The 22,502-nt window shown below is 45.9% G+C and carries 17 protein-coding genes and 1 tRNA gene; 2 read left to right on the top strand and 16 right to left on the bottom strand.

The window, feature by feature from the left end:
* Window positions 1-3: 3 nt before the first annotated feature.
* From hemC to HFE01_RS21490, 14 genes are all read right to left on the bottom strand, one after another.
* Entirely contained in the window at window positions 4-930 is a 927-nt protein-coding gene (gene hemC / locus HFE01_RS21425; protein WP_107734848.1) for a hydroxymethylbilane synthase, read from the bottom strand.
* Window position 931: 1 nt separating this feature from the next.
* Window positions 932-1,579 carry a precorrin-2 dehydrogenase/sirohydrochlorin ferrochelatase family protein gene (locus HFE01_RS21430; protein ID WP_107734849.1) on the bottom strand — a complete coding sequence of 216 codons (648 nt, stop codon included), beginning with the start codon at window positions 1,577-1,579 and terminating at the stop codon, window positions 932-934.
* Between the two features lie 8 nt (window positions 1,580-1,587).
* A complete protein-coding gene (gene ccsA, locus HFE01_RS21435) occupies window positions 1,588-2,415 on the bottom strand; it encodes a cytochrome c biogenesis protein CcsA (protein WP_016818412.1) in 828 nt (275 codons plus the stop codon).
* A 16-nt stretch (window positions 2,416-2,431) separates the two neighbouring features.
* Window positions 2,432-3,826: a glutamyl-tRNA reductase gene (hemA, locus tag HFE01_RS21440; protein ID WP_016818411.1), complete on the bottom strand. Its 1,395-nt coding sequence runs from the start codon at window positions 3,824-3,826 to the stop codon at window positions 2,432-2,434.
* Window positions 3,827-4,072: 246 nt separating this feature from the next.
* Window positions 4,073-4,471, bottom strand: a complete 399-nt coding sequence (gene speD / locus HFE01_RS21445; RefSeq protein ID WP_025365654.1) for an adenosylmethionine decarboxylase — start codon at window positions 4,469-4,471, stop codon at window positions 4,073-4,075.
* Between the two features lie 265 nt (window positions 4,472-4,736).
* On the bottom strand, window positions 4,737-5,324 hold the full coding sequence (locus tag HFE01_RS21450) for a non-ribosomal peptide synthetase module (RefSeq protein ID WP_167438377.1): 588 nt from the start codon (window positions 5,322-5,324) through the stop codon (window positions 4,737-4,739).
* A 287-nt stretch (window positions 5,325-5,611) separates the two neighbouring features.
* Window positions 5,612-6,223, bottom strand: a complete 612-nt coding sequence (gene yihA, locus HFE01_RS21455; RefSeq protein ID WP_013372691.1) for a ribosome biogenesis GTP-binding protein YihA/YsxC — start codon at window positions 6,221-6,223, stop codon at window positions 5,612-5,614.
* Between the two features lie 18 nt (window positions 6,224-6,241).
* A complete protein-coding gene (lon, locus tag HFE01_RS21460) occupies window positions 6,242-8,578 on the bottom strand; it encodes an endopeptidase La (RefSeq protein ID WP_044788190.1) in 2,337 nt (778 codons plus the stop codon).
* 110 nt (window positions 8,579-8,688) lie between these two features.
* A complete protein-coding gene (lonB, locus tag HFE01_RS21465; RefSeq protein WP_167438376.1) occupies window positions 8,689-10,416 on the bottom strand; it encodes an ATP-dependent protease LonB in 1,728 nt (575 codons plus the stop codon).
* A gap of 217 nt (window positions 10,417-10,633) precedes the next feature.
* On the bottom strand, window positions 10,634-11,752 hold the full coding sequence (gene ispG, locus HFE01_RS21470; RefSeq protein WP_017427410.1) for a flavodoxin-dependent (E)-4-hydroxy-3-methylbut-2-enyl-diphosphate synthase: 1,119 nt from the start codon (window positions 11,750-11,752) through the stop codon (window positions 10,634-10,636).
* A 110-nt stretch (window positions 11,753-11,862) separates the two neighbouring features.
* Entirely contained in the window at window positions 11,863-13,119 is a 1,257-nt protein-coding gene (clpX, locus tag HFE01_RS21475; RefSeq protein ID WP_013372695.1) for an ATP-dependent protease ATP-binding subunit ClpX, read from the bottom strand.
* 12 nt (window positions 13,120-13,131) lie between these two features.
* Window positions 13,132-13,722: an ATP-dependent Clp endopeptidase proteolytic subunit ClpP gene (clpP, locus tag HFE01_RS21480; RefSeq protein ID WP_016324659.1), complete on the bottom strand. Its 591-nt coding sequence runs from the start codon at window positions 13,720-13,722 to the stop codon at window positions 13,132-13,134.
* A 409-nt stretch (window positions 13,723-14,131) separates the two neighbouring features.
* Window positions 14,132-15,445: a trigger factor gene (tig, locus tag HFE01_RS21485; RefSeq protein WP_107734850.1), complete on the bottom strand. Its 1,314-nt coding sequence runs from the start codon at window positions 15,443-15,445 to the stop codon at window positions 14,132-14,134.
* A 143-nt stretch (window positions 15,446-15,588) separates the two neighbouring features.
* On the bottom strand, window positions 15,589-16,521 hold the full coding sequence (locus tag HFE01_RS21490) for a hypothetical protein (protein ID WP_107734851.1): 933 nt from the start codon (window positions 16,519-16,521) through the stop codon (window positions 15,589-15,591).
* Window positions 16,522-16,758: 237 nt separating this feature from the next.
* Between HFE01_RS21490 and HFE01_RS21495 the strand changes: the two genes are divergently transcribed.
* Window positions 16,759-16,832: transfer RNA gene (locus HFE01_RS21495), tRNA-Arg, on the top strand.
* A gap of 214 nt (window positions 16,833-17,046) precedes the next feature.
* A complete protein-coding gene (locus HFE01_RS21500; protein ID WP_016818629.1) occupies window positions 17,047-17,811 on the top strand; it encodes an exodeoxyribonuclease III in 765 nt (254 codons plus the stop codon).
* Window positions 17,812-17,884: 73 nt separating this feature from the next.
* Here the strand turns inward: HFE01_RS21500 and HFE01_RS21505 are convergent, their stop codons facing one another.
* Window positions 17,885-21,124: a cellobiose phosphorylase gene (locus tag HFE01_RS21505; protein ID WP_107734852.1), complete on the bottom strand. Its 3,240-nt coding sequence runs from the start codon at window positions 21,122-21,124 to the stop codon at window positions 17,885-17,887.
* 18 nt (window positions 21,125-21,142) lie between these two features.
* Window positions 21,143-22,489, bottom strand: coding sequence for a GH1 family beta-glucosidase (locus tag HFE01_RS21510; protein ID WP_107734903.1), 1,347 nt, complete (start codon window positions 22,487-22,489; stop codon window positions 21,143-21,145).
* Window positions 22,490-22,502 lie beyond the last annotated feature (13 nt).

The raw sequence follows: 22,502 nt of genomic DNA on the forward strand, positions 1-22,502 counted from the left end.
CCATTATCCCCTCACCTGCGCCAGAATCTGTTCCGCTCCTTTGGCTATCAAACTGGCCGCCACCGCTTCTCCCAGCTTCTGCGGATCATTTCCCTGGAGCGTTTCCTTCAAAATAACCTCGCCATCTGGCGAACCTACCATCCCTGTGAGGCTGATTTCTTGACCAGCCCAAACCGCATGAGCTCCGATTGGCACTTGGCATCCCCCATTTAACACACCCAGAAAGGTTCGCTCAGCCGCAACCGTAGCCGAGGTATCCTGGTGGTTGTAGAGTTTCAACAATGCCAATAGCTCTTCATCGCTCGCACGGCATTCAATACCGAGCGCTCCCTGTCCTACTGCCGGTAAGCATGCCTCCTCTGGTATATAGGACGTAATGCGGTCTTTCCAGCCCATCCGGTGCAAACCAGCTGCTGCCAAAATGATGGCGTCAAAACCTTCCGTCTCCAGCTTTTTCAGACGGGAATCAATATTGCCACGTACTGGCTCTAATTGTAGATCAGGTCGCATGGACTTGATTTGACTGGCTCTGCGCAAGCTGCTTGTGCCTACCTTCGCTCCTGGAGGCAAATCCTCCAGACTCTTGGCGCCCAATGTGATCAGGCAATCGCGTGGGTCCTCACGGCGCGGCACAGCGCCATTGACAAGACCTTCTGGCAATTCGGACGGCATATCCTTCATACTATGTACTGCCATATCAATCTCACCAGCCAGCATGGCCTGTTCAATCTCTTTGACAAAAAGTCCTTTGCCACCCACTTTGGACAAGGTTACATCCAATATTCGATCACCCTTGGTCAGGATTTTCTTCACGACAAATTGTAAATCCAATCCATGCTCCGCGCACAGTGCATTCAAATCCTCAATGACATGCCCGGTCTGAGTTAACGCCAGAGCGCTCTGTCTGCTGCCTACCACAATTGTTCGCATGTTATTCCTCCTGATTTTGCGCAATCCATAGATCTATTTCTTTTTCGGTCCAAGCCATAAATTCATGACGTCGTATCTGTTCCAAAATTCCGCTACTCGCCAAGCGTCTTAATAGTTTGGCCCTTTGCTGTGGGGAACTTATCTTGCGTTTGATGACTTGTCGCATATCGTGCATGAAATCCAGATAAGGCTCGTATTCGCTACCGAACAACGTATCCAGGGCTGATGTAATATCAGCGGTCACAGCGGGGCCTGCCCCTTCGGTGGAAATACTAATCGTCAGTCTCCCTCGTCGGATGATGCCCGGCGTTATAAAATCTCCCTCTTCCGAGCGATCCGCCACATTTACCAGTATACCCCTTTGTCTGGCCTCATGCGCAACCTTATTATTCACTTCTCTCTGGTTCGTAGCGGCATATACAAGAAAGGCTCCCTGGAGGTCACCCTCGCGATATACGCGATTTACCCAGTGGAGCTGCTTGTGATCGGCCAGGATCTGCAAATCCGGCGTTATATTCGGGCTAATGACGGTAATGGATGCCCCACTTTCCATCAACCCCTTAACCTTTCGTTCCGCAATCCTGCCGCCGCCTACAACACAACAGAGCTTATTGTTACAATTCAACGAAATCGGGACAAAATGCTGCAAGTGGCTTTTCACTCCCCCGTCCACTGATGAAATACAGACCAGGAATTCAGCAAAAAATTAAGAATGAGTAGCGTGTAGCCAACCAAAGACCACTTTGCCATGACCAGGCCAGAACGCTGGTTCAATCTTTTGCTCACTAAAAATACAATATACACGCATAAGGCAATCGCTGTCATCAGCACTTTGGTATCTAGCAAAAGACGCCAGCGTTCCTCGGCAATAATAGAAATAACAGCAACAACAATAGAAACTCCCAGCAAAGGAGTACCAATTAAAAGCGCCATATGTGTATACCGATCCATCATTTCCAGACTCGGCAGGCGCTTGATCGTGTCATTCCATTTCTTGACTTTCAATTTACGATGCAAAAACAGATACAACCCCGAAAATACAGCCGCTACCGTCATCGCGACAAAGCCAAGATTAGCCAGCGCAATATGAATCAGAAGCAGCCCATGTACGGTATGCCAATTTCCAAGCGGGTTGTCGATCGGCTCCATCCATATATTGTTGAGCACAAGAACAGCAAAACTAATGATATTAAGCAGCAACACCGCAAATTCCGATCGCTGATAACGTGACAGAATCAAAGAAATCAGTACCAGGATAAATGAGAACAGAAACAGAAAGTCGTAGGTCACAAAAATAGGAAGATGCCCTTCATTCCAGGTTCGCATTCCCATAAAAACAAGCTGGAGCATTACAACGACAATAAGAAGCCCTGTACCTGTCCGTTTAGCATTCGCATTGCGACGAATTCCATCCGAAAATACAAACAGAAGGCTCAGGGCAAAAACATAAATCATTGAATCATATATAAGCATGCCTGAGGCCACGTCTGTTCACCCACCTTTACAGGCTGGCCGGCGCAAACGACGCTGGCAAAGCCTGAGCCTGACCGGTTTTTCCATGAACACCAGCCTCCGGTTTTATTAACGCAGATGCATCGCTTTTATCTACTTTCTGAGCGGCGTCCTCCAAACGATCCTCCAGAGCAAAAATGTGGCTAAACATGTCTAGCGCCTCATTTCCCTGCTTTTGGACAGCCAGTTCCTTAACCCGATTGATCGGATCATGCATCATCTGATTCAGCATACTCTTCGTCAAACGGCTTATCACTTTACGCTGCCGTTCATCCAGCTCGGGAAGCTTGTTATACAAGCTTTCCAGCGTATCCTGATGTATGGACTCCGATTTTTCCTGTAATGCACGAATCACCGGACGCACTCCCATCGTTTTCAACCATTGATAAAACTCACTAAGCTCATCTTCAATCATATGCTCGATTTTTGCAGCTTCAGTACGACGCATTTCCAGATTGCTCTCCACGATCCCTTCCAGATCATCAATGTCATATAGGAAAACATTCTGCAATTCGCCAATAGCTGGGTCCAAATCGCGTGGAACCGCGATATCAATCATAAACAAAGGACGAGACTGACGACGTTTCATACTGGCTTCGACACGATTGCGATCCAGAATATACCCTTGAGCACCAGTCGAGCTAATCACAATATCCACATCCGCCAACCGATTCATGCCTTCCTCCATCGTAACTGGAGTTCCGTTAAACTTGGAGGCCAGATCCTCGGCGCGGGACAAAGTTCGATTTGCTACAATAACCTCGGCAGCTCCGCCGCTGTACAAATGCTTAACGGTAAGCTCGCTCATTTTACCAGCACCGAGAATCAGTACCTTTTTATCCGTAAACATCCCGAAAATCCGTTTGCCCAACTCAACGGCTGCATAGCTAACAGATACGGCGCTTTCTCCAATAGACGTCTCCGAATGGGCACGCTTGCCCAATGTGACGGCCTGCTTAAACAACATATTAAACCACGTTGCTGTAATTTTCTGAGATTGAGCCTGAAGAAAGGCATTCTTTACCTGTCCCAAAATTTGTGTTTCTCCGATGACCATAGAATCCAGACCACAAGTCACGCGGAACAAATGTCGAATTGCCTGCTCGTCCTCATATATATATAAATGTTGTGTAAACTGATCACGAGGAATACCAAACCATTGTTCCATAAAACTGCGTATAAAATAACCGCACATGTGAAGGCGGTCCACCACAACATATATTTCAGTCCGATTGCAGGTTGCGACAACTACGCCCTCCAACACACTTTTGGTAAGTTTGAGTTGTTCCAGCGCTTTTGGCAAATCCTGTTCTGCAAATGTAAACCGTTCTCTGACTTCCACAGGCGCCGTACGATAATTCAACCCAACAACGACGATGTGCATTGTAAAATTCACCTGCCTAAACTGTAATAAGAATACTCACTGTTATCATAAACTATGTTAATTATATCACAGAAGTCCGAATCCCCTTCGGCTGTTTTATGAATTGTTTATGAAAATTGGATGGCTTTCATAAACATCCAGCACGTTTTGTATGATTTAGTTTAGTGTAAACCACTTTTAAAACAAATAACCATGGAAATGTTCCATGGTTATGATATAGGACGCACACGGCTCCATAAAGGAGATTTACACCAACTCAGCCAGCTTGCACTCCGGGGATTCCACCTGAAGTTCTCCCAAGCCGCGAATCAGCTTCTTCGCATATGTTTTTTTCGGTTTTAGAACGGATACCAGGTAATCAATAGCTAACTGCGGATCAACAGTCTCACCGCAAGTATAACAATCAATAGCGGCAAACCCTCTCTCAGGATACGTATGAATAGAGAGATGACTCTCCGACAACAGTACAAGCACGGTAGCTCCCTGTGGTTCGAATTGCTTGGATTGAACGGACATCACCGTTGCTCCGCAAGCTTCAGCAGCTTCAACTAATTGAGCCTCCAGAAACTGCGCATCATTCAGTAATTCAAACTCAACACCCCAAGTATCTACGGCAACGTGTCTTCCGAAAGTTGAGTATTCCAATTCCATCTTTCGGTTCCCCCTTCCTAGGAATAAAATGTTTGAAAAAAATTTCATCCGCTAGGACCTACGTCATTCACTTCCCGAGGGATAACCTCTCGCAACATTCAATGTCCTGAGTGAATCCTGGTTCCTATATTCATTTTCAACGAGATTAAAAATAACATCTATGTGCAGCAAATGCAATCATTTTTTTGGAATAAAAAAGCCCCTTTCGGTAAAGAAAGGGACTACACTGTATAACAATTCATTCCATATATTCAGCCTCTTAAGCTTCCAAGGCAAATAATTTGGAGCAACTCATCCGAAGCTTGTGGTCAATCTGTTCCAGCTCAGAGAAAGTACGCGCCAGATTCCGCTCATCAAGTAACGAATTAATGAGATTGTATACATCTGCTATTTCCTTTTCGACGTTCTGATGTTGAAAAAGCTGTTGCAGCTCTTGCACTGTATTTCTATATTCAAACACCAACCTGGAGCCTTCTGCATCCTTTTCCATAATTTTGCGAACCGCACCTTCATTATAAAAATACACCATAGTGAATCCTTGATACATGCGGTAAACAATACCTTCACCCTTAAAACGAACAAATAGTTGGCGTATAAACAGGGTTAGCTGTGGATGAACTAAGCGGCAAGTTAATTCACAGACAAACGCTCCCTCTTTGGCTTCAAAAAATAAATGAACTTCCTCACCTGCAATATGCTCCAGAACGATTTCCTGTCTTCCGTTATCCAGAACTTTAATGCGGTAATGCACCTGAGGATCATTCACTGCCTGTAAAAATTCGTCCATTTGGGTTTCTGACAAGGTCAAAGTGGTTTTTACATACTCTGTGGCTAACCGCTGTGCCATACCAATCTCCTCAATTCTTTCCTCAATCCTGTAGTGTAAGCTTTATGCTTTATTATACATCAGACCCGCAGCGCTTTCTTGCGCATCAAATCATAAATATCCGGCATTCATCGGAAATAAACGAAAAATAACGGAGTCGCAGCTGCATTATCCACCATATGCTCACTTTTATGCTTAAATCCCACGATTTCCTTTGTTTATTATATATTATTCCTACCCATTTAATAAGTTTAATGTTTTTAATCCAACATCACGAAAAAAAGGCGTCCTTCAGGACGCCCCTAACCTTACAATTCCGTCTGCTCTTCGTCGTCATTCTCGATATAGCTGGAGATGACCGACCACAGCTCTTCCTTGCCCATGCCTTCTTCGGATGAAAAGGGGATAAACAAACCCCCGGGAAGTATTCCGAGTTCCTGCTTGATTACCTTATAGTGCTTTTCTCGCCGTGTTTTAGGGATTTTATCTGCTTTTGTGCCTACAACACAGACCGGAAGCCCATTATGACGCAACCAGTCGTACATCATGATATCATCCTTGGAGGGTGGGTGGCGCAAATCTACCATTTGAAGCACCAGTTTAAGCGGCTCACGTTCCAGCAAATAAGACTCAATCATCTGCCCCCAAGCCTTGCGAGACGTTTTGGATACCTTAGCATAACCGTAACCGGGAAAATCCACAAAATAGAGCTCATCATTGATCCGGTAATAATTGAGTTGCTGGGTTTTACCTGGCGTTGAACTGGTACGCGCCAAATTTTTACGGTTAATCATCCGATTAATCAGTGATGATTTTCCAACATTGGAGCGCCCCGCCAGAGCAATCTCTGGCAAAGCGTCCACAGGAAACTGATCCGGGCCAACCGCACTTATTATAAATTCTGCTTTTGTTACTTTCATTGTGTCTTTAATTCCTCTCTAATGTACCCTTGCCTGCTCAACCAAAGCATGCTTTAACACCTGATCCATATGGGCAACGGGGACAAATTCAACATCCTGCCGGATACTGTCGGGAATATCCTTCAAATCCCGTTCATTATCTTTGGGAAGCAGAATTTTTTTGTAGCCTGCCCGATGGGCAGCCAGCGACTTTTCTTTCAAACCGCCAATCGGCAATACGCGACCGCGCAAGGTAATTTCGCCCGTCATCGCTACATCCTTGGATACATGACGGTTGGTTAAAGCCGAAATTAATGCGGTAGCAATCGTAATTCCGGCAGATGGGCCATCCTTTGGTATCGCTCCCTCAGGAATATGAATGTGGATATCATTTTTCTCATAGAAGTCCAGTTCAATGCCCAGATCGACTGCCTTGGAACGAGTGTAGCTGAATGCCGCCTGCGCGGATTCTTTCATAACGTCTCCCAGTTTACCCGTAAGAATCAGTTTCCCGCTACCAGGCACGACCGTCACTTCAATCATCAGTGTTTCACCACCGACCTCGGTCCATGCCAAGCCTGTAACCGTACCGATCTGATCCTCCAGTTCTGCTACACCGTAACGGAATTTGGCGATACCCAAATAATCTTTCAAATTATCCGGTGTGATTTGAATCGGTCCTTCACCACCGGAAACAACTGACTTCGCTGCCTTGCGACACAGAGAAGCCATTTGCTGTTCAAGATTTCGCACACCGGATTCACGGGTATATTCGCGAATGACACGCAGCAGCGTATCCTCCCCAATAACCAATTGTTCCTCTCCCAAGCCATGCTCTCTCTTCTGCTTAGGCAATAGATATCGATTGGCGATTTCCAGCTTCTCCAGTTCGGTGTAGCCGGGAATATAGAGCGTCTCCATACGATCCATCAGCGGACGTGGGATATTATGTGCAGCATTGGCTGTCGTAACAAACATCACGCTGGACAGATCAAACGGCAACTCAACAAAATGGTCACTGAACGTGTTGTTTTGCTCAGGATCGAGCACTTCGAGCAATGCCGCCGATGGATCGCCCCGGAAGTCGGAGGCCATTTTATCAATCTCATCCAGCAAAAAGACTGGATTAGATGTTCCTGCGGTCTTCATTCCCTGAATAATCCGACCCGGCATCGCGCCAACATAAGTCCGGCGGTGACCACGGATTTCCGCTTCATCCCGCACACCTCCGAGAGAGATGCGAACAAATTCCCGACCCATGGATTTGGCAATCGAGCGAGCCAGCGAGGTCTTGCCGACTCCTGGCGGACCTACGAGACACAGAATGGGTCCCTTAATGGTCTTCACCAGTTTGCGCACGGCCAAATACTCCAACACCCGCTCCTTGGGCTTATCCAGCCCGTAATGGTCGTTATCGAGTATTTCTTCTGCTTTGACAATATCAAGATCATCATCGGTAAACTTGTTCCACGGCAAGCTTAACAGCCAATCGACATAATTGCGGATGACACCACCCTCGGCAGAGCTTGCCGGCATTTTTTCCAGACGGTCAATTTCCTTTTCGACCTTCTCCTTCACCGGAACCGGCAACTCTTGTTCACTTAGCTGGTTGCGTAGTTCTTCAACTTCTCCTGCGCGACCTTCCTTCTCACCAAGTTCCTTCTGAATCGCCTTCATTTGTTCACGCAGATAATACTCCTTCTGCGTCTTTTCCATCTGCTTCTTCACACGCTGGTTGATTTTACGTTCCAGCTCCAGCACTTCACGCTCATTGTTTAAAATATCTAGAAGCTTCTCCAGACGCTGAGTTACGTCGATCGTCTCCAATATATCCTGCTTTTCCTTAATTTTGAGCGTCAAATGGCTTGTGATCACATCAGCCAGGCGTCCTGGCTCCTCAATATCAGATACCGCAGCGAGAGTCTCCGGTGTTACCTTTTTGGACAAATTGATATAATGCTCGAACTGAGTTAATACAGTGCGCATAAGCGCATCCGTTTCAGGCTGCACATTTTCTGCCTCGTGCAGTTCCTTCGCCATTACCTCGTAATATTCTTCATTGTCCGTATATTGAATAATCTCAGCACGTTCCAGCCCTTCCACCAATACTCGAATGGTTCCGTTGGGAAGCTTGAGCATTTGGCGTACTTTGGCTACCGTGCCGACTCGAAAAATATCCTCTTGTGTGGGTTCTTCAATATTAACTTCTGATTGAGAACACAGGAGAATCAAATTGTCTTCAACCATCGCTTTTTCCAAAGCCTTGACCGATTTTTCCCGGCCCACATCGAGATGTAGAACCATGCTCGGGTAAACCAGAAGTCCTCTTAAAGGCAGCAAAGGAAAACGACGACCTTTTGTCTTGGTGGGTCCCATCGCTTTCGCACCTCCAGTGATTCTCAGGTTCCGGATTTTACAATCCTCACGTTGCTATCTTTCATATTTTATCAAATGTTTTATAAAAAAACCAATGAAAGACTAGTTCATTAGCAAGATCCCGTATCTGAAATCGTCCCATTATGTGTTCCATCTGCCTGTAACAAGGAGGATTGAGATGGGCGAAAAGTCTCAATTGGCGCATGTACAGGCGCATCCGTGGTCATCTCTTCTCCAAACACATGACGGAACACTTCGGTAACCGACTGTACAGGGATGACTTTTAGTCCCTCAATGCTGTCAAATAGAGCTTGCCAGTTATCCTGCGGAATGATCACTTTTTTGGCACCAGCCTGAAAAGCAGCTTCGACCTTGGCTAATACGCCACCAATCGGCTTGACTCGACCATGGATGCTAATCTCGCCAGTCATGGCAATTTCATGATCCACCGGAATTCCCCGCATCGCGGAGGCAATAGCTGTTGCCATCGCAATCCCTGCCGACGGACCATCTACTGGCGTCCCCCCGGGAAAATTGATATGCAGATCGTAATTGGACGGGGACAAACCGAGCGTACGCAAAACAGTCAGAACATTTTCCACAGAGCCTTTAGCCATGCTCTTACGACGCAGTGTACGGGAGTTACCTCCGATCTCTTCTTCATCCACAACACCCGTAATATTATAGCTTCCCTTTCCTTCAGGAACCGGAACCGCAGTAACCTCAATTTCCAGCAGCATGCCCATGTTCGGACCGTATACAGCTAATCCGTTAACGAATCCGATTTGCGGCAAGCCCGGTATTTTTCGATCAGGACGAGGTTGAATTTGGCTGCTACCCGCTACCCATTCTACATCCGAAGCATCGAGTCGTTCCCTTTTCTCGGTAAGCGCCAAACCAGCAGCAAGCTGGATCATATTGACTGCCTCCCGGCCGTTGGTCGCATAACGCTGTACAACCTCAACTGCCTCTGGACAAGGACCAAAGCCCAACTTGTGTACAGCATCTTCAGCAATACGAGCAATCTCCTGAGGTTGCAGGGCACGGAAATAAATTTCCATACACCGGGATCGAATAGCAGGTGGCAGCTCATGCGGCGAACGGGTCGTCGCACCTACCAAACGGAAATCCGCAGGCAAACCATTTTGGAAAATATCGTGAATGTAAGCAGGCGTATGCGAGTCTTCTGAATTGTAATATGCACTTTCCAAAAATACCTTTCGATCCTCCAGCACTTTCAACAGCTTATTCATCTGCGTTGGATGCAGCTCGCCAATCTCATCAATGAACAGCATCCCTCCATGAGCCTTCGTTACAGCTCCGGGTTTAGGTTGAGGGATACCCGCTACACCCATCGCTCCTGCCCCTTGATAGATTGGATCATGTACTGAACCAATTAACGGGTCCGCAATACCACGTTCGTCAAAACGGGCCGTTGTGGCATCAATCTCCGTGAATTTAGCATCCCCCTTGAACGGGGAGGACTGATTCTTCTTAGCCTCTTCCAGCACCACACGTGCTGCAGCCGTTTTCCCTACACCAGGAGGGCCATAAATAATGACATGCTGCGGATTTGCACTGCATAACGCCGCTTTGAGCACTCGCAGACCGTCCTTCTGACCGACGATATCCTGTAACGTGGCAGGTCGCGTGCGTTCAGCCAGCGGCTTAGTAAGTGAAATAGAGCGCAATTTGCGCAACTTATCCAATTCCTTCCTAGATTCCCGATCCACCGCACTACGGTTCGTTTTCTGGCTCCGCAGAAGATTCCAGAAATACAGACCAATGACAATCCCGAAAAACATTTGCACCAATAACAATATCATAGTCAAGTCCATCGTATTTCCTCCGTTTCTCATCTCAGCAATTTGAAAATGCTGTTCTATGAAAGACAGTATTTCCTTTTCCACGAGAGCTAAACGGCTGTCTTTCAAAAGATCAGAGAGAAATACAAAAACGCCGCGAAAAACAGTTCTGTAGCAGAGCTGCTCTCCACGGCGCTTATACAATGACCATAGTTTATGATTATACCTGTTTTAAAATAACCGCTTTTGCCTACACCTTCTCGGCAGTGTGACGCTCTTCACGTCCCGGTATTTTACCTGTTTCCTCATAAGCCTTGACGATGATATCAATTTCTTTTTTCAATTCGTCAACCATTTCAGCCTCAGGGACTTTGCGAATCATCTTTCCATAACGGAACAATAGACCTTCTCCACGTGCTCCGGCAATTCCGATATCAGCTTCCTTCGCTTCACCCGGACCGTTAACTGCACACCCCAGTACGGATACTTTAATCGGCACCTTGAGTTTTGCAATGTAATCCTCTACTTCGTTCGCAATAGAGAACAGATCAATATCCAGACGCCCGCAAGTCGGACAAGAAATCAATGTAGCTGCATTCGTGATCAACCCAAACGTTTTGAGCAACTCCCGTGCTACCTTCACTTCTTCGACCGGATCGGCACTTAGTGAGATACGCATGGTGGACCCGATACCAGCTGCCAACAGTGCTCCCATACCCGCTGCGCTTTTAACCGTTCCAGTAAAGAGTGTACCGGCTTCGGTGATGCCCAAATGGAGGGGATACTTAATAATTTCAGCTGCCTTCGTGTAAGCCGCAATCGCCATTGGAACGTCAGAAGCCTTCAGTGATACGATAATATCATGGAAATCAAGCTCTTCGAGTATCCCGATATGGTACAGTGCACTTTCTACCATCGCTTCTGGCGTCGGGTAGCCATACTTATCCAGTAAATGCTGTTCCAATGATCCGGCGTTCACACCAATCCGAATCGGAATCCCTTTTTCTTTACACGCCTTAACGACTGCTTCCACTTTTTCACGTCGTCCAATGTTGCCTGGGTTAATACGAACCTTGTCAATCCCATTTTCAATCGCCAGTAGAGCCAGCTTGTGATTAAAGTGAATATCTGCAACCAGCGGAATATGAATCCGCTTCTTAATTTCCTTAATAGCTGCGGCAGCTTCCTCATTGTTGACGGTAACCCGCACTATCTGACATCCGGCTTCTTCCAAGCGAAGAATCTCAGCTACTGTAGCTTCCACATCTGCCGTTTTGGTTGTACACATGCTTTGGATGATGACTTCATTGCTGCCGCCAATCGTCAGATTCCCGACTTTAACGGGACGTGTGTCTTGTCTTAAGAACATGTACTTTTCTCTCCCATTAACGCCAAACCTCCACCCCATAAAACCTCATACGGGTTTAGTGAAGTGGAGATCTGGCTTCTCATATTGTAGAGATCGCGAAGTATCAATCCTTAGGCGCTCTCTTCTTGTTTTTTATCCTTATCTGTACCACCGAGTTCCGGTGCGATTTTATCTTTTACTACCTGCTCGTTGATGACGCAAGTCGTCACATCATCACGGGAAGGAACTTCGTACATAACGTCGAGCATAATACCTTCGATGATTGCACGAAGGCCACGGGCACCCGTGTTACGCTTGATCGCCTCACGAGCAATGGCTTCCAGAGCATCTTGCTTAAATTCCAGCTGCACATTGTCCAGTTCCAGCATCTTCTGATATTGCTTGGTCAAGGCATTTTTTGGTTCAGACAAAATACGAACCAATGTCTTCTCATCAAGCGGCTCCAGCGTAGAAATAACTGGCAAACGTCCTACGAATTCCGGAATCAGACCGAATTTCAGCAGATCCTCTGGCAATACCATGGAGGTATATTCGCCTGGTTTCAGATCTTTTTGTTCACTAGTCGCGTTAAAGCCGATGACCTTCTTACCGATACGACGTTTGATCATTTGCTCCAGACCATCAAAGGCACCACCGCAAATGAACAGGATATTCGTGGTATCAATTTGAATGAATTCTTGATGTGGATGCTTACGACCACCTTGCGGAGGTACAGAAGCAACTGTGCCTTCCAAAATTTTAAGCAACGCTTGCTGTACACCTTCACCCGATACGTCACGCGTAATGGACGGGTTTTCGGATTTGCGGGCTACTTTATCAATTTCGTCAATATAGATAATGCCGCGCTCGGCTTTTTCTACATCATAATCGGCAGCTTGAATCAGTTTCAGCAAAATGTTTTCAACGTCTTCACCCACATAACCAGCTTCCGTAAGGGAAGTGGCATCTGCGATTGCAAATGGGACGTTCAAAATTTTAGCCATGGTTTGCGCAAGTAACGTTTTACCCGAACCTGTAGGTCCAAGCATCAGAATGTTACTTTTTTGCAATTCCACATCATCAATTTTGTTTTGTGTATTAATACGTTTGTAGTGATTATATACCGCAACAGACAATGATTTTTTCGCTTGATCCTGACCAATAACATATTGGTCCAGAATTTCACGGATTTGCATTGGTTTTGGAATGTCTTTTAGATCTACTTCTTCTTCATGACCCAATTCTTCCTCCACAATTTCCGTGCACAACTCGATGCATTCGTCACATATATATACGCCCGGTCCGGCAACAAGCTTGCGAACCTGATCCTGAGATTTACCGCAGAAAGAACATTTTAATTGTCCTTTTTCATCATTAAATTTAAACATAGAGCCACCCCTTTACAGATTAATCGGTTTAGACAGCACCTGGTCAATGATACCGTATGCTTTCGCCTCTTCCGCTTCCATGAAGAAATCCCGGTCAGTATCACGTTCGATTTTTTCGAGGGGCTGACCTGTACGCTCCACATAGATTTGATTCAGCTTGGCACGTGTTTTGATAATCCAGTCCGCATGAATCAGCATGTCGGAGGCTTGCCCCTGAATGCCGCCGAGCGGCTGGTGAATCATAACTTCACTATTGGTAAGTGCATATCTCTTGCCTGGTGCACCAGCTGTGAGCAATAAAGAGCCCATACTAGCAGCCATACCTACACAAATCGTCGATACATCCGGCTTAATGAATTGCATTGTATCATATATACCCATGCCTGCAGTAACAGAACCGCCTGGCGAGTTAATGTACAAATTAATGTCCTTCTCCGGGTCTTCCGCAGAAAGGAACAATAGCTGTGCAATGACGAGATTGGCGACATCGTCATCAATCGGGCCACTTAGGAAAATGATGCGATCCTTAAGCAACCGCGAGTAAATATCGTAAGATCGTTCTCCTCGATTCGTTTGTTCCACAACCATAGGGACGAGACTCATCACGACCAACCTCTTTTCTTTATTAAAATGAACACCTGTATTCATCCGCTTCCTTAAGTCCCATTAAAACGGAAGCGGCAATCATGAAACGTGAACACCTTACAAAATATTTTAACATGTTCAGAGTCTCGTGTCATATTTGCCTGTGCTCATATATAAAATGCAGGCTATTTACAGACGTCCTGCCGAGACCTTCTCATATTTAACCATGTTTCGTATGTATGTGCAAATGTACGGTAGTGACTTATGTAAAACAGAAAACACCATTCACAGCGCTTTCCATAAACGACTAAAATTTGGATTGTCTAAGGTAAAAATAAGGCACGTAACTTTCACTACGTGCCTTATCCTTATCTAATTACTACGTTGCAGCCTGTTACAGCATACACCGTATATTTTATCGTTTAAATTACTCAGCAGCTGCAGCTGGCGCTTCAACTTTTTTGCTGTTTTCAACCAGCAAAGCGATTGTTTTGCGCAGTGAGATCTCTTCTTTCAAGTTAGCGAACGAGCCGTTACTTTCCAGAATGCTGCGGATCTCTTCTACAGAACGTTTGTAAGCATCAGCCATGTTTTGCAGCTCTTCATTAATTTCCGCTTCGGAAACTTCGATGTTTTCTGCTTTAGCCACTTGCTCCAGCACGAGGTTGTTGCGTACGCGCTTCTCAGCATCAGCTTTCATTTGCTCTTCCAGGTCTTCTTTGCTTTGACCGGAGAAGCCGAGGAACATTTCAAGATTCATGCCTTGGCTGCGCAGACGGTTGTCGAAATCGCGAACCATGTTTTGCACTTCACTCTTAACCATTGCCTCAGGAATGTCGATTGTTGCATTTTCAGCAACTTTCTCCACTACAGCGCCCTCACGAGCTGCTTTAGCTTCGTTTTCTTTGCGTTCCAGCAATTGCTTTTTCAAGTCTTCCTTGAATTCAGCAAGTGTGTCAAATTCACTTACATCTTTAGCAAATTCATCGTCCAATTCAGGAAGAACTTTGCGTTTCAGTTCATGAACTTTCACTTTAAATACAGCTTGTTTACCAGCGAGGTCAGCAGAATGGTAGTTCTCAGGGAACGTTACTTCAACGTCCTTGGAATCACCAGTGTGCAAACCAATCACTTGATCTTCAAAGCCTGGGATGAAGGTATTGGAACCCAGTTCCAGAGAATACTTCTCAGCTTGTCCACCTTCGAACTGTACACCGTCTACGGAACCGTCGAAGTCAATGATAGCTGTATCGCCGGATTGAGCAGCATCTTCATCAACGACAACCAATTCAGCATGACGTTGTTGCAGGCGCTCCAGCTCTTGAGCCAATTCTTCGTCGCTTACTTCGATTTTGCTTACAGGCACTTCTACGCCTTTGTAATCGCCCAAAGTTACTTCAGGTTTAACAGTAACTTTTGCTTTGAATTTGAAAGTTTCGCCTTTAGCAAATTGATCAATTTCAACATCTGGGCTATCTACTGGGAAGATGTCTGTTTGCTCTACAGCTTGGCTGTATGCTTCTGGCAACAGGAAGTCAATTGCATCCTGGTACAGACTTTCAATGCCATAACGTTTTTCAAAGATAGGACGTGGCACTTTACCTTTACGGAATCCTGGTACGCTTACTTGTTTAACCACTTTATTAAAAGCTTTGTCGAGTGCAGCGGCTACACGATCCGCGTCTACCTCAACTTCAAGAACCCCAAGGTTCTTCTCTATTTTCTCCCAAGTTGCTTTCATTTTATGCTTTCCCCTCCAACAAAATCTTCACTTAGTTTTCATTACAATCAACGCACACAAAATAACCACTATAGTATATCTAACATTACTGTCTTTTTCAAGAGCAGCCCTTGAATGCTTTAACAGGTAAACGTTTCCGGTCATTAAGGAGTGTTCATTCCCGCCGCTACGAATAATCGCATCGACCGATATGCTTGCTCAAAACGGAAGCGCAGTGCATCTGTAATGCCATATATAGCGCGGGTTTCTTCTTCATTGTTGTTCCCGTTCAAACTTTCCGAAACGGTCTGATGGAGTGCTGCTGCCCAAATATCCGGCATTCCGTCCTCCTCTATCAACATTGATCTATAATCTTTAGTACCGTACACGGCCATCACAAACTGTGACCACAGCTCCTGTGCAAAATAGAATAGTGTGGGCTCATGCACTTCAGTCTGGTCGGCTACCCGTTCCAAAATACGCATAATCGCCTCTGGAAACTCATCAGGCTGTAACGGAACCGTTTCAATATCGATTTCCGTCTGTTCATCACCCCGTCTGATTTCTATCGTTCCTTCCATTCCGCGGCGTCTCAATGTCTGTAGAACACGGAATTGGAGAAGAGGATGGATTTCCCGTTCAGTAATCCAGCGAAGCAAAGCATCGTCGATCTCCGGCAGTTCCAAGTAGGATAGCTGTTCCAAAGCTAGAATCGTCTGTTCGGATAACGGTTGATCCATAGCCATCTGCAAAAGCTTGTTACCGTAGCCTGCATCCTGTTCCTGCTTAAAACGTGCATGACGGCGAGCCAACTCAACTTCACTGACTTCGTCTTCTTCCACACTGTCCGTTACCGCTCCGCTGTCAGCATACTGTGGAAATGCAGCTTCCAACCATTGTGATAGAGCGTTCCATTCATCGTATTGTTTCTGCTCCTGTCCCTGACACTGCATCAAAAAGCGCAGCATCGCCATCGCCTCTCCGTAACGTTCGTTTTCAAGCATCACCGTAAGTTGAATTTGATAGTAGTCCAGTGTCTTCGGAAACAATACGATATTATTTTCTTTTGTCGTCACCTTGGAGTCCTTTATTTTCAAGGCACCCCCTCTCCTCCGCAAGCTAAGTATTTGTAGATTATATGAGAAACAGCAGCCGAAGTTCAACCACTCGTCTTCAACATATTCACCTGTATTCTAACATACCCTTTTATAAGGCAAAAAAAACGATGTGTAGTCTGAATTTATGTGGTGTAGAGCCCGAATAAGCGATATATGTAAAATAAGACTTGAATCTTTTTCATCCATATGATATATTAATATTCGCTTGAATTTTATGTCCCAGTAGCTCAGCTGGATAGAGCAACGGCCTTCTAAGCCGTCGGTCGGGGGTTCGAATCCCTCCTGGGACGTATAGCCGAAGCTTCCTATTTAGGAAGCTTTTTTTATTTTCCAGCGAAATAGGACCCACCGTGAACGTTGGAGCCCAGCATCGTATTACAACCTATTAATGTAGAAAAGGCTGTTTCCGTAGCGCTGTTCGAGCGCTTGTCTGGGACAGCCTTTTAATCGAGGATATACCCATTACACCGCTTGACTGCGTGGAGTAGTAAGGAGTTTAATCAAATGAAATTAATATCTTGGAATGTAAATGGCTTAAGAGCCTGTGTAACCAAAGGATTCTATACTTATCTAAAAGAAACGAATGCCGATATTTTTTGCGTACAGGAAACGAAGCTTCAAGAAGGACAAATCCTCATGGAGAACATGGAGGAATACATGCAATACTGGAATTATGCTGAGAAAAAAGGGTATTCTGGCACAGCTATTTTCACCAAAATCAAGCCGCTCTCTGTGCATTATGGACTCGAAGAAAATGAAGAACCGGAGGGTCGAACCCTTACGCTGGAATTTGAAAAATTTTATCTTGTCAATGTGTACACACCGAATACCAAACGGGATTTATCCCGATTGCCATACAGGCTCGAATGGGAAGACCGTTTTCGCAACTATCTGCAACAACTAGACACTCTGAAGCCTGTCATCATTTGCGGAGACTTGAACGTGGCTCATCAGGAGATCGATCTCAAAAATGCCAAAGCCAACTACGGAAATGCTGGCTTCACGCCCGAGGAACGAGACCGCATGTCACAGCTGCTCAACGCTGGATTTATAGACACCTTCAGATATTTTTATCCTGATCGAACGGATGTTTATTCCTGGTGGTCCTATATGCCAAAGGTGAGAGAACGGAATATCGGCTGGCGGATTGATTACTTCCTCGTCTCGGAGCGGCTTCGTCCGCTTTTAATAGATGCGAGTATTGATTGCCATATTACAGGCAGTGACCACTGCCCTGTTATATTGGATTTGCAAGATATTTCCGCATAATTCGCACTAATACAAGAGTCTAAAGTTTTAAAAGCCGTCATGCTCCGTTTGGCAGCATGACGGCTTAAATGAATTAAAGCGATCTCTCCAGATGCACCTCGATACGAGAAACCAGCCGGTCTCTCACATCCTGCGCCTCTTTTGGGTCTAATACAGCCTGGTTTATTGTCTTCTGTTCCTCATTGCTATAATGCAGTATATACTGTTTCACTATGCAGTCCGGCGCGTAAGTATCCATGCGACTTGTATTATAATACGTCACCTGGCAGCTTCCGAGAAAGCAGAAGGTTAACTCACCTGTAGCTGTGAACAGCCAGCCTGGCAACTTGGGCTCCAGCTTCAAGGTAAGCCCCCTAGAATCATAGCCAAATGGCTGCCCGCCTGTCATCATCCATAGCCACATATGAATAAATTCTGCCGTTGATCCACTCAGCCTCGCAATATATCCCGTTCCATGCAAACTTGCATCAGGATTAGCACTGCTAGCAATAAAGGAACTGTTTTCCAGCGTACTTCTTCCATAGATCGCAGCGTCCATAAAAGGGGGTAGCGCTTTTTGGATGTCTGCAAAAAATTCAGTGTATAGACCCACCTTTAAACACTCAAGTAAATATTTATATTCCATATGCATAAATATCGATTCATTTTCCAGCCACCCTGGCGTGAAAGCTCTGGAACGACCAAGTTCAAACGGCTGTCCCGCCAGACTCTCATTCACCTTATACATACCCAGCTTTTTGTCGTAAAGCTCGCTCTGTCTGATAAGTCGATACAGCTTGCGCCCATTTATAATGTCGCCAGTTACTTTCATAGCCCGGGTTGGCCCTTCTAGGAAGAACGGTATATCCTTGCGTTTAAAGGAATGTATATTTACAAACACCCCCCCGTTCTCATCCTCCTGTACCTCGAATTCTTTGGCTTCATAATAAAAGAAGGTTGGGTATATCCCCTTTCCTATACGCAGAGCCTTATCCATCCCCTCTTGAATCTTACGTTCAGCCCGCTGCAAAAACACCAGCACATCAGCAAAGGATAATGCTGCTTCGGTCCCTTCAAATCCAAAACGAACCGTTTCGCGATATGCTTCTCTAGCATCCGAAATCCGTGACCAGAAGCCATGATCGGCACTACCATTCCCAGGCTCCGCATCATTAAAATCGTGGTAGTACTCTTCAACTGCGAGCCCTAATTCTTGGATCAACCTGGCGACCTCTAGCGGTAGTCTCAGCACAAAGTCTGCCGAAAGCTTCATCTGTGCATGTATTAAAAATCTTACGAGTCGCTGTAACTCGCATAGCTCACTAAAGCCCGAAGCAAACAGCCCCGGAAGTCCGTTCATGGAATCATTCCATCCTGGTTTCCCCGCCTCCATCTCAATTCCCAAGCCTTCTGGATCTAATGTAGACAGCTTGATGGCAGCCAAGGACAGCAGCTTCTCGTACAAATTGGACTTGTAAATCTCTCCGTTGCCTCGTCCGGTTCGAACCCAGTGAACATCACGACTCCGCATGTGAAGTTGAGCTTTCTTCTCCTTGCTTTCTACAACCGCTCCGTACTGACGAATACGTCCATCCTTCATCTGCACGTATTTGTTTTGACGCGGCTGTACCCATGCCGGACTGTCGTAATACATGTACTCTCTTGTCGAGAGCAGGAGTTCTTCTTGTTTGTCTGGAAAGATACTTAAATAGCTTTCGATTAGATCCATATTATAAGTCCAATGGTCGATCCAGAAGCCTTCACCAAAATCAGCCTCATAGCATTGCTCGGAATGCTTGAGGGCTTCGGTCACAAATGTCTCTACCGTTTGCTTTAGTCCAATATTGTCATGAATGATGTGCTGAATCAGCTCGCCCGGGGTAAATGATGATTGAAAAAAAGTACACAAAGACGAATGGGCCGCCACTTCCACCTGTTCCAGCAACGGTTCGAGCTCTCGTATTTGAAAGCTACAGCCTTTTACAACAAGCGGGTTATAGCCGTCCGGCTGAATCAGGCTCATAAACAAACGAATATTAAAATCTCCGACGTCCGGGTTAAACCACACATCATTTCTCCGATTCTGGTTCGCATCGCGGAAATTACCATTTCCTTGAGAATAATACCCCGCCTGAAGCTTGAAAAAATTATAGTCTCGTTCCAGATCCCCATGCTTGCGCGAAAATACATGATACACAAAGGGTTGCTCCGTGCCGTTGTCCAGCAATAATGGATAACCACCACGTAACAGATTATCCAGATAGCTCTGACGACAGTATTCGTCAAACAACGGAATGGATGTCTGCGTGGCCATTCCATCCGTCAACTCTTCAACTAACGTTCTAGCTTCCTTCGCCTTTTGATCGATATAAGACATCGTTGCAATTTCTGTAATCCGTTTATTGATCAATTGAATATCATTCACATGCCCGATGACCGAACAATGATTTACAGTTGTACCTGCCGCCAATCGTGCCGCATAACCGCTAAACCCACAAGGCACTTTATTCGTCGTCACTGGCTGCTGTGAAATCAGGTCTTCGACACGTGTATGGATAAAGCAGTCAGGGAAGGTCAGGGACGTATTTTCACCAAATATAATGGATGGATCGACAATGGGACGTACTAGTCTGGCCTTGCCATCCTGCTCCACAAAGCTATACATAAAATGTCCCGCCTCAATCTGATGGACCTCACTTGTATCCGCTGTACTTCCACGTACCTTATAGTAAGGTATGCTGTTATTGAGGTTATACACATCCATCCAGCTTTTCAGTGTATATCCAAGCTCCTTGTAAGCCGTATTGTCAATACCGAAGGGCAGCACAGCCGGCATGCCGTCCAGCACCTCCAGCTCAAGTTCTTGATCGGAATGATTGACAATCTCAACCTTGCGCACCAAAGCAGCGTAGCTTTCATGAGGAAGCGTAAAATATTGCACACGCACCTCCAGCCCTATATCTGGATGAGAGCTATTAATTTCCAGCATATGGCGGGATATTAACATTTTTTGTTGCTCATGCTCTAAAGGACGCACAGCCGAAAACGGCTCCATATAGCTCCACTCATCCTGCCTTTTTACCTTTAAAAAGGTACGGAAGCCATGGATCGGTACGAGGCTATAGCTGCGGTTAGCCGGAAAAAATTCCATAATCGCTCCATTTTTATCCTCCACACCAAAGCTCGCAATTCCTTGTCCACGATTAACATAATACGCCCACAGGGGAATCCCCTGAACACCAGCAATGCCGGGCAAGAAACTGGAAAAGGGCTTGGCATGCGCAAAATTTTCAATCACAAAACGTCCTTGATTGTCAAAATAATACGGCTGCATCGTATCCCCCTTTTCTATTTAAAACCCGTTCTTTGCCATCATTTGCTTGAACCACAGCGCACTTTGTTTGGGAGTCCGTTCCTGTGTCTCATAATTGATATGCACAATGCCAAAACGCTTGCTGTAGCCCCAGGCCCATTCAAAGTTATCAAGGAAAGACCAGACAAAATAACCCTTGAGTTGGCCTCCCTCTCTAATGAAGCGATGACAGGCCTTTAAATGTTCTTCAATATAGCGCTGACGCCCGGTATCCTCAATCTGTCCATTTACCAGTTCATCCCTCATCGCTGCTCCATTTTCCGTAATCAGAATGGGCAAGCCCTTGCTAAAATCCTTCTCAATACGTGTCAGCAGCTTATAAAAAGATTCAGGGTGAATCTCCCATCCCATGTCCGTTACTGGCTCCTCCATGTGAACCTGCTCTACTTGCAGCAACGAAGCGTCGTTCGTTGATCGAATGATGCTGCGGGAATAATAGTTAATGCCCAAAAAATCCCCCGGTTGCTGAATCAGCTCCATATCACCAGGCTGTACAAAATCCAATCCATTCAGATACGTTCCGTACCATTCCACCATATCTTCAGGATACTTTCCGTTAAACAATGGCTCCGCAAACCAACGATTAATAAAGCCATCTCTTCTGATGGCAGCGGCCACGTCCTCGGGTCGCTCGGAAGCCGCATCCACATGTTCCATGTTCAACGTAATGCCAATCTTACCCGTTAACCCTTTCTCCTTGTGCAAATTGCTGGCAATCCCATGACACATTAGAATATGATGGGCGGCAGTAAAGGCTTCCCTCCAGTCCTCATGGCCAGGGGCATGCTCTCCTGTACCATAGCCCAAAATAGAGGCGCAATAAGGCTCATTGATCGTATTCCACCAGTTTATCCGCTCGCCGAATCGATCCATGATTACAGAGGCATACGTTTTAAAATGTTGGATAGTCTCTCGCTGTGTCCATCCACCCTCGTCCTCAATCCACTGTGGTAGATCCCAATGATACAACGTCAGCATCGGAATCAGCCCCGCCGACTCTATTTCATCTAGAAGATGCTCATAGAACAGTAGCCCCTGTTCGTTAACCACACCAGGCGCGGGCATAATGCGCGGCCAAGCCACAGAAAAACGATAATGTAAAAAACCAAGCTGTTTCATTAATTGCACGTCTTCTTTAAAGTGGTGAAAATGATCACATGCTACATCTCCACAGTCCCCTCCGATTACCTTCCCGGGGATTTGACAAAAAGCATCCCAAATGGAGGGCGTTCTGCCGCCCTCAGCTGTACCCCCTTCAATTTGATAAGAAGAGGTTGAAGTTCCCCACATAAACGTGGCAGGAAATATAAAGGTATTCTCGCTCATACTCGGTACCGTC

This window comes from Paenibacillus sp. EKM10P, assembly GCF_011800655.1.
Taxonomy (GTDB): Bacteria; Bacillota; Bacilli; order Paenibacillales; family Paenibacillaceae; genus Paenibacillus; species Paenibacillus polymyxa.

Bases quoted from the DNA above. Each gene is read 5' to 3' on its own strand.
- hemC (WP_107734848.1), bottom strand. From the start codon at position 930: ATGCGAACAATTGTGGTAGGCAGCAGACAGAGCGCTCTGGCGTTAACT.
- hemA (WP_016818411.1), bottom strand. From the start codon at position 3,826: ATGCACATCGTCGTTGTTGGGTTGAATTATCGTACGGCGCCTGTGGAA.
- HFE01_RS21450 (WP_167438377.1), bottom strand. From the start codon at position 5,324: ATGGCACAGCGGTTAGCCACAGAGTATGTAAAAACCACTTTGACCTTG.
- yihA (WP_013372691.1), bottom strand. From the start codon at position 6,223: ATGAAAGTAACAAAAGCAGAATTTATAATAAGTGCGGTTGGCCCGGAT.
- lon (WP_044788190.1), bottom strand. From the start codon at position 8,578: ATGGGACCCACCAAGACAAAAGGTCGTCGTTTTCCTTTGCTGCCTTTA.
- lonB (WP_167438376.1), bottom strand. From the start codon at position 10,416: ATGGACTTGACTATGATATTGTTATTGGTGCAAATGTTTTTCGGGATT.
- ispG (WP_017427410.1), bottom strand. From the start codon at position 11,752: ATGTTCTTAAGACAAGACACACGTCCCGTTAAAGTCGGGAATCTGACG.
- clpX (WP_013372695.1), bottom strand. From the start codon at position 13,119: ATGTTTAAATTTAATGATGAAAAAGGACAATTAAAATGTTCTTTCTGC.
- clpP (WP_016324659.1), bottom strand. From the start codon at position 13,722: ATGAGTCTCGTCCCTATGGTTGTGGAACAAACGAATCGAGGAGAACGA.
- tig (WP_107734850.1), bottom strand. From the start codon at position 15,445: ATGAAAGCAACTTGGGAGAAAATAGAGAAGAACCTTGGGGTTCTTGAA.
- HFE01_RS21500 (WP_016818629.1), top strand. From the start codon at position 17,047: ATGAAATTAATATCTTGGAATGTAAATGGCTTAAGAGCCTGTGTAACC.
- HFE01_RS21505 (WP_107734852.1), bottom strand. From the start codon at position 21,124: ATGCAGCCGTATTATTTTGACAATCAAGGACGTTTTGTGATTGAAAAT.
- HFE01_RS21510 (WP_107734903.1), bottom strand. From the start codon at position 22,489: ATGAGCGAGAATACCTTTATATTTCCTGCCACGTTTATGTGGGGAACT.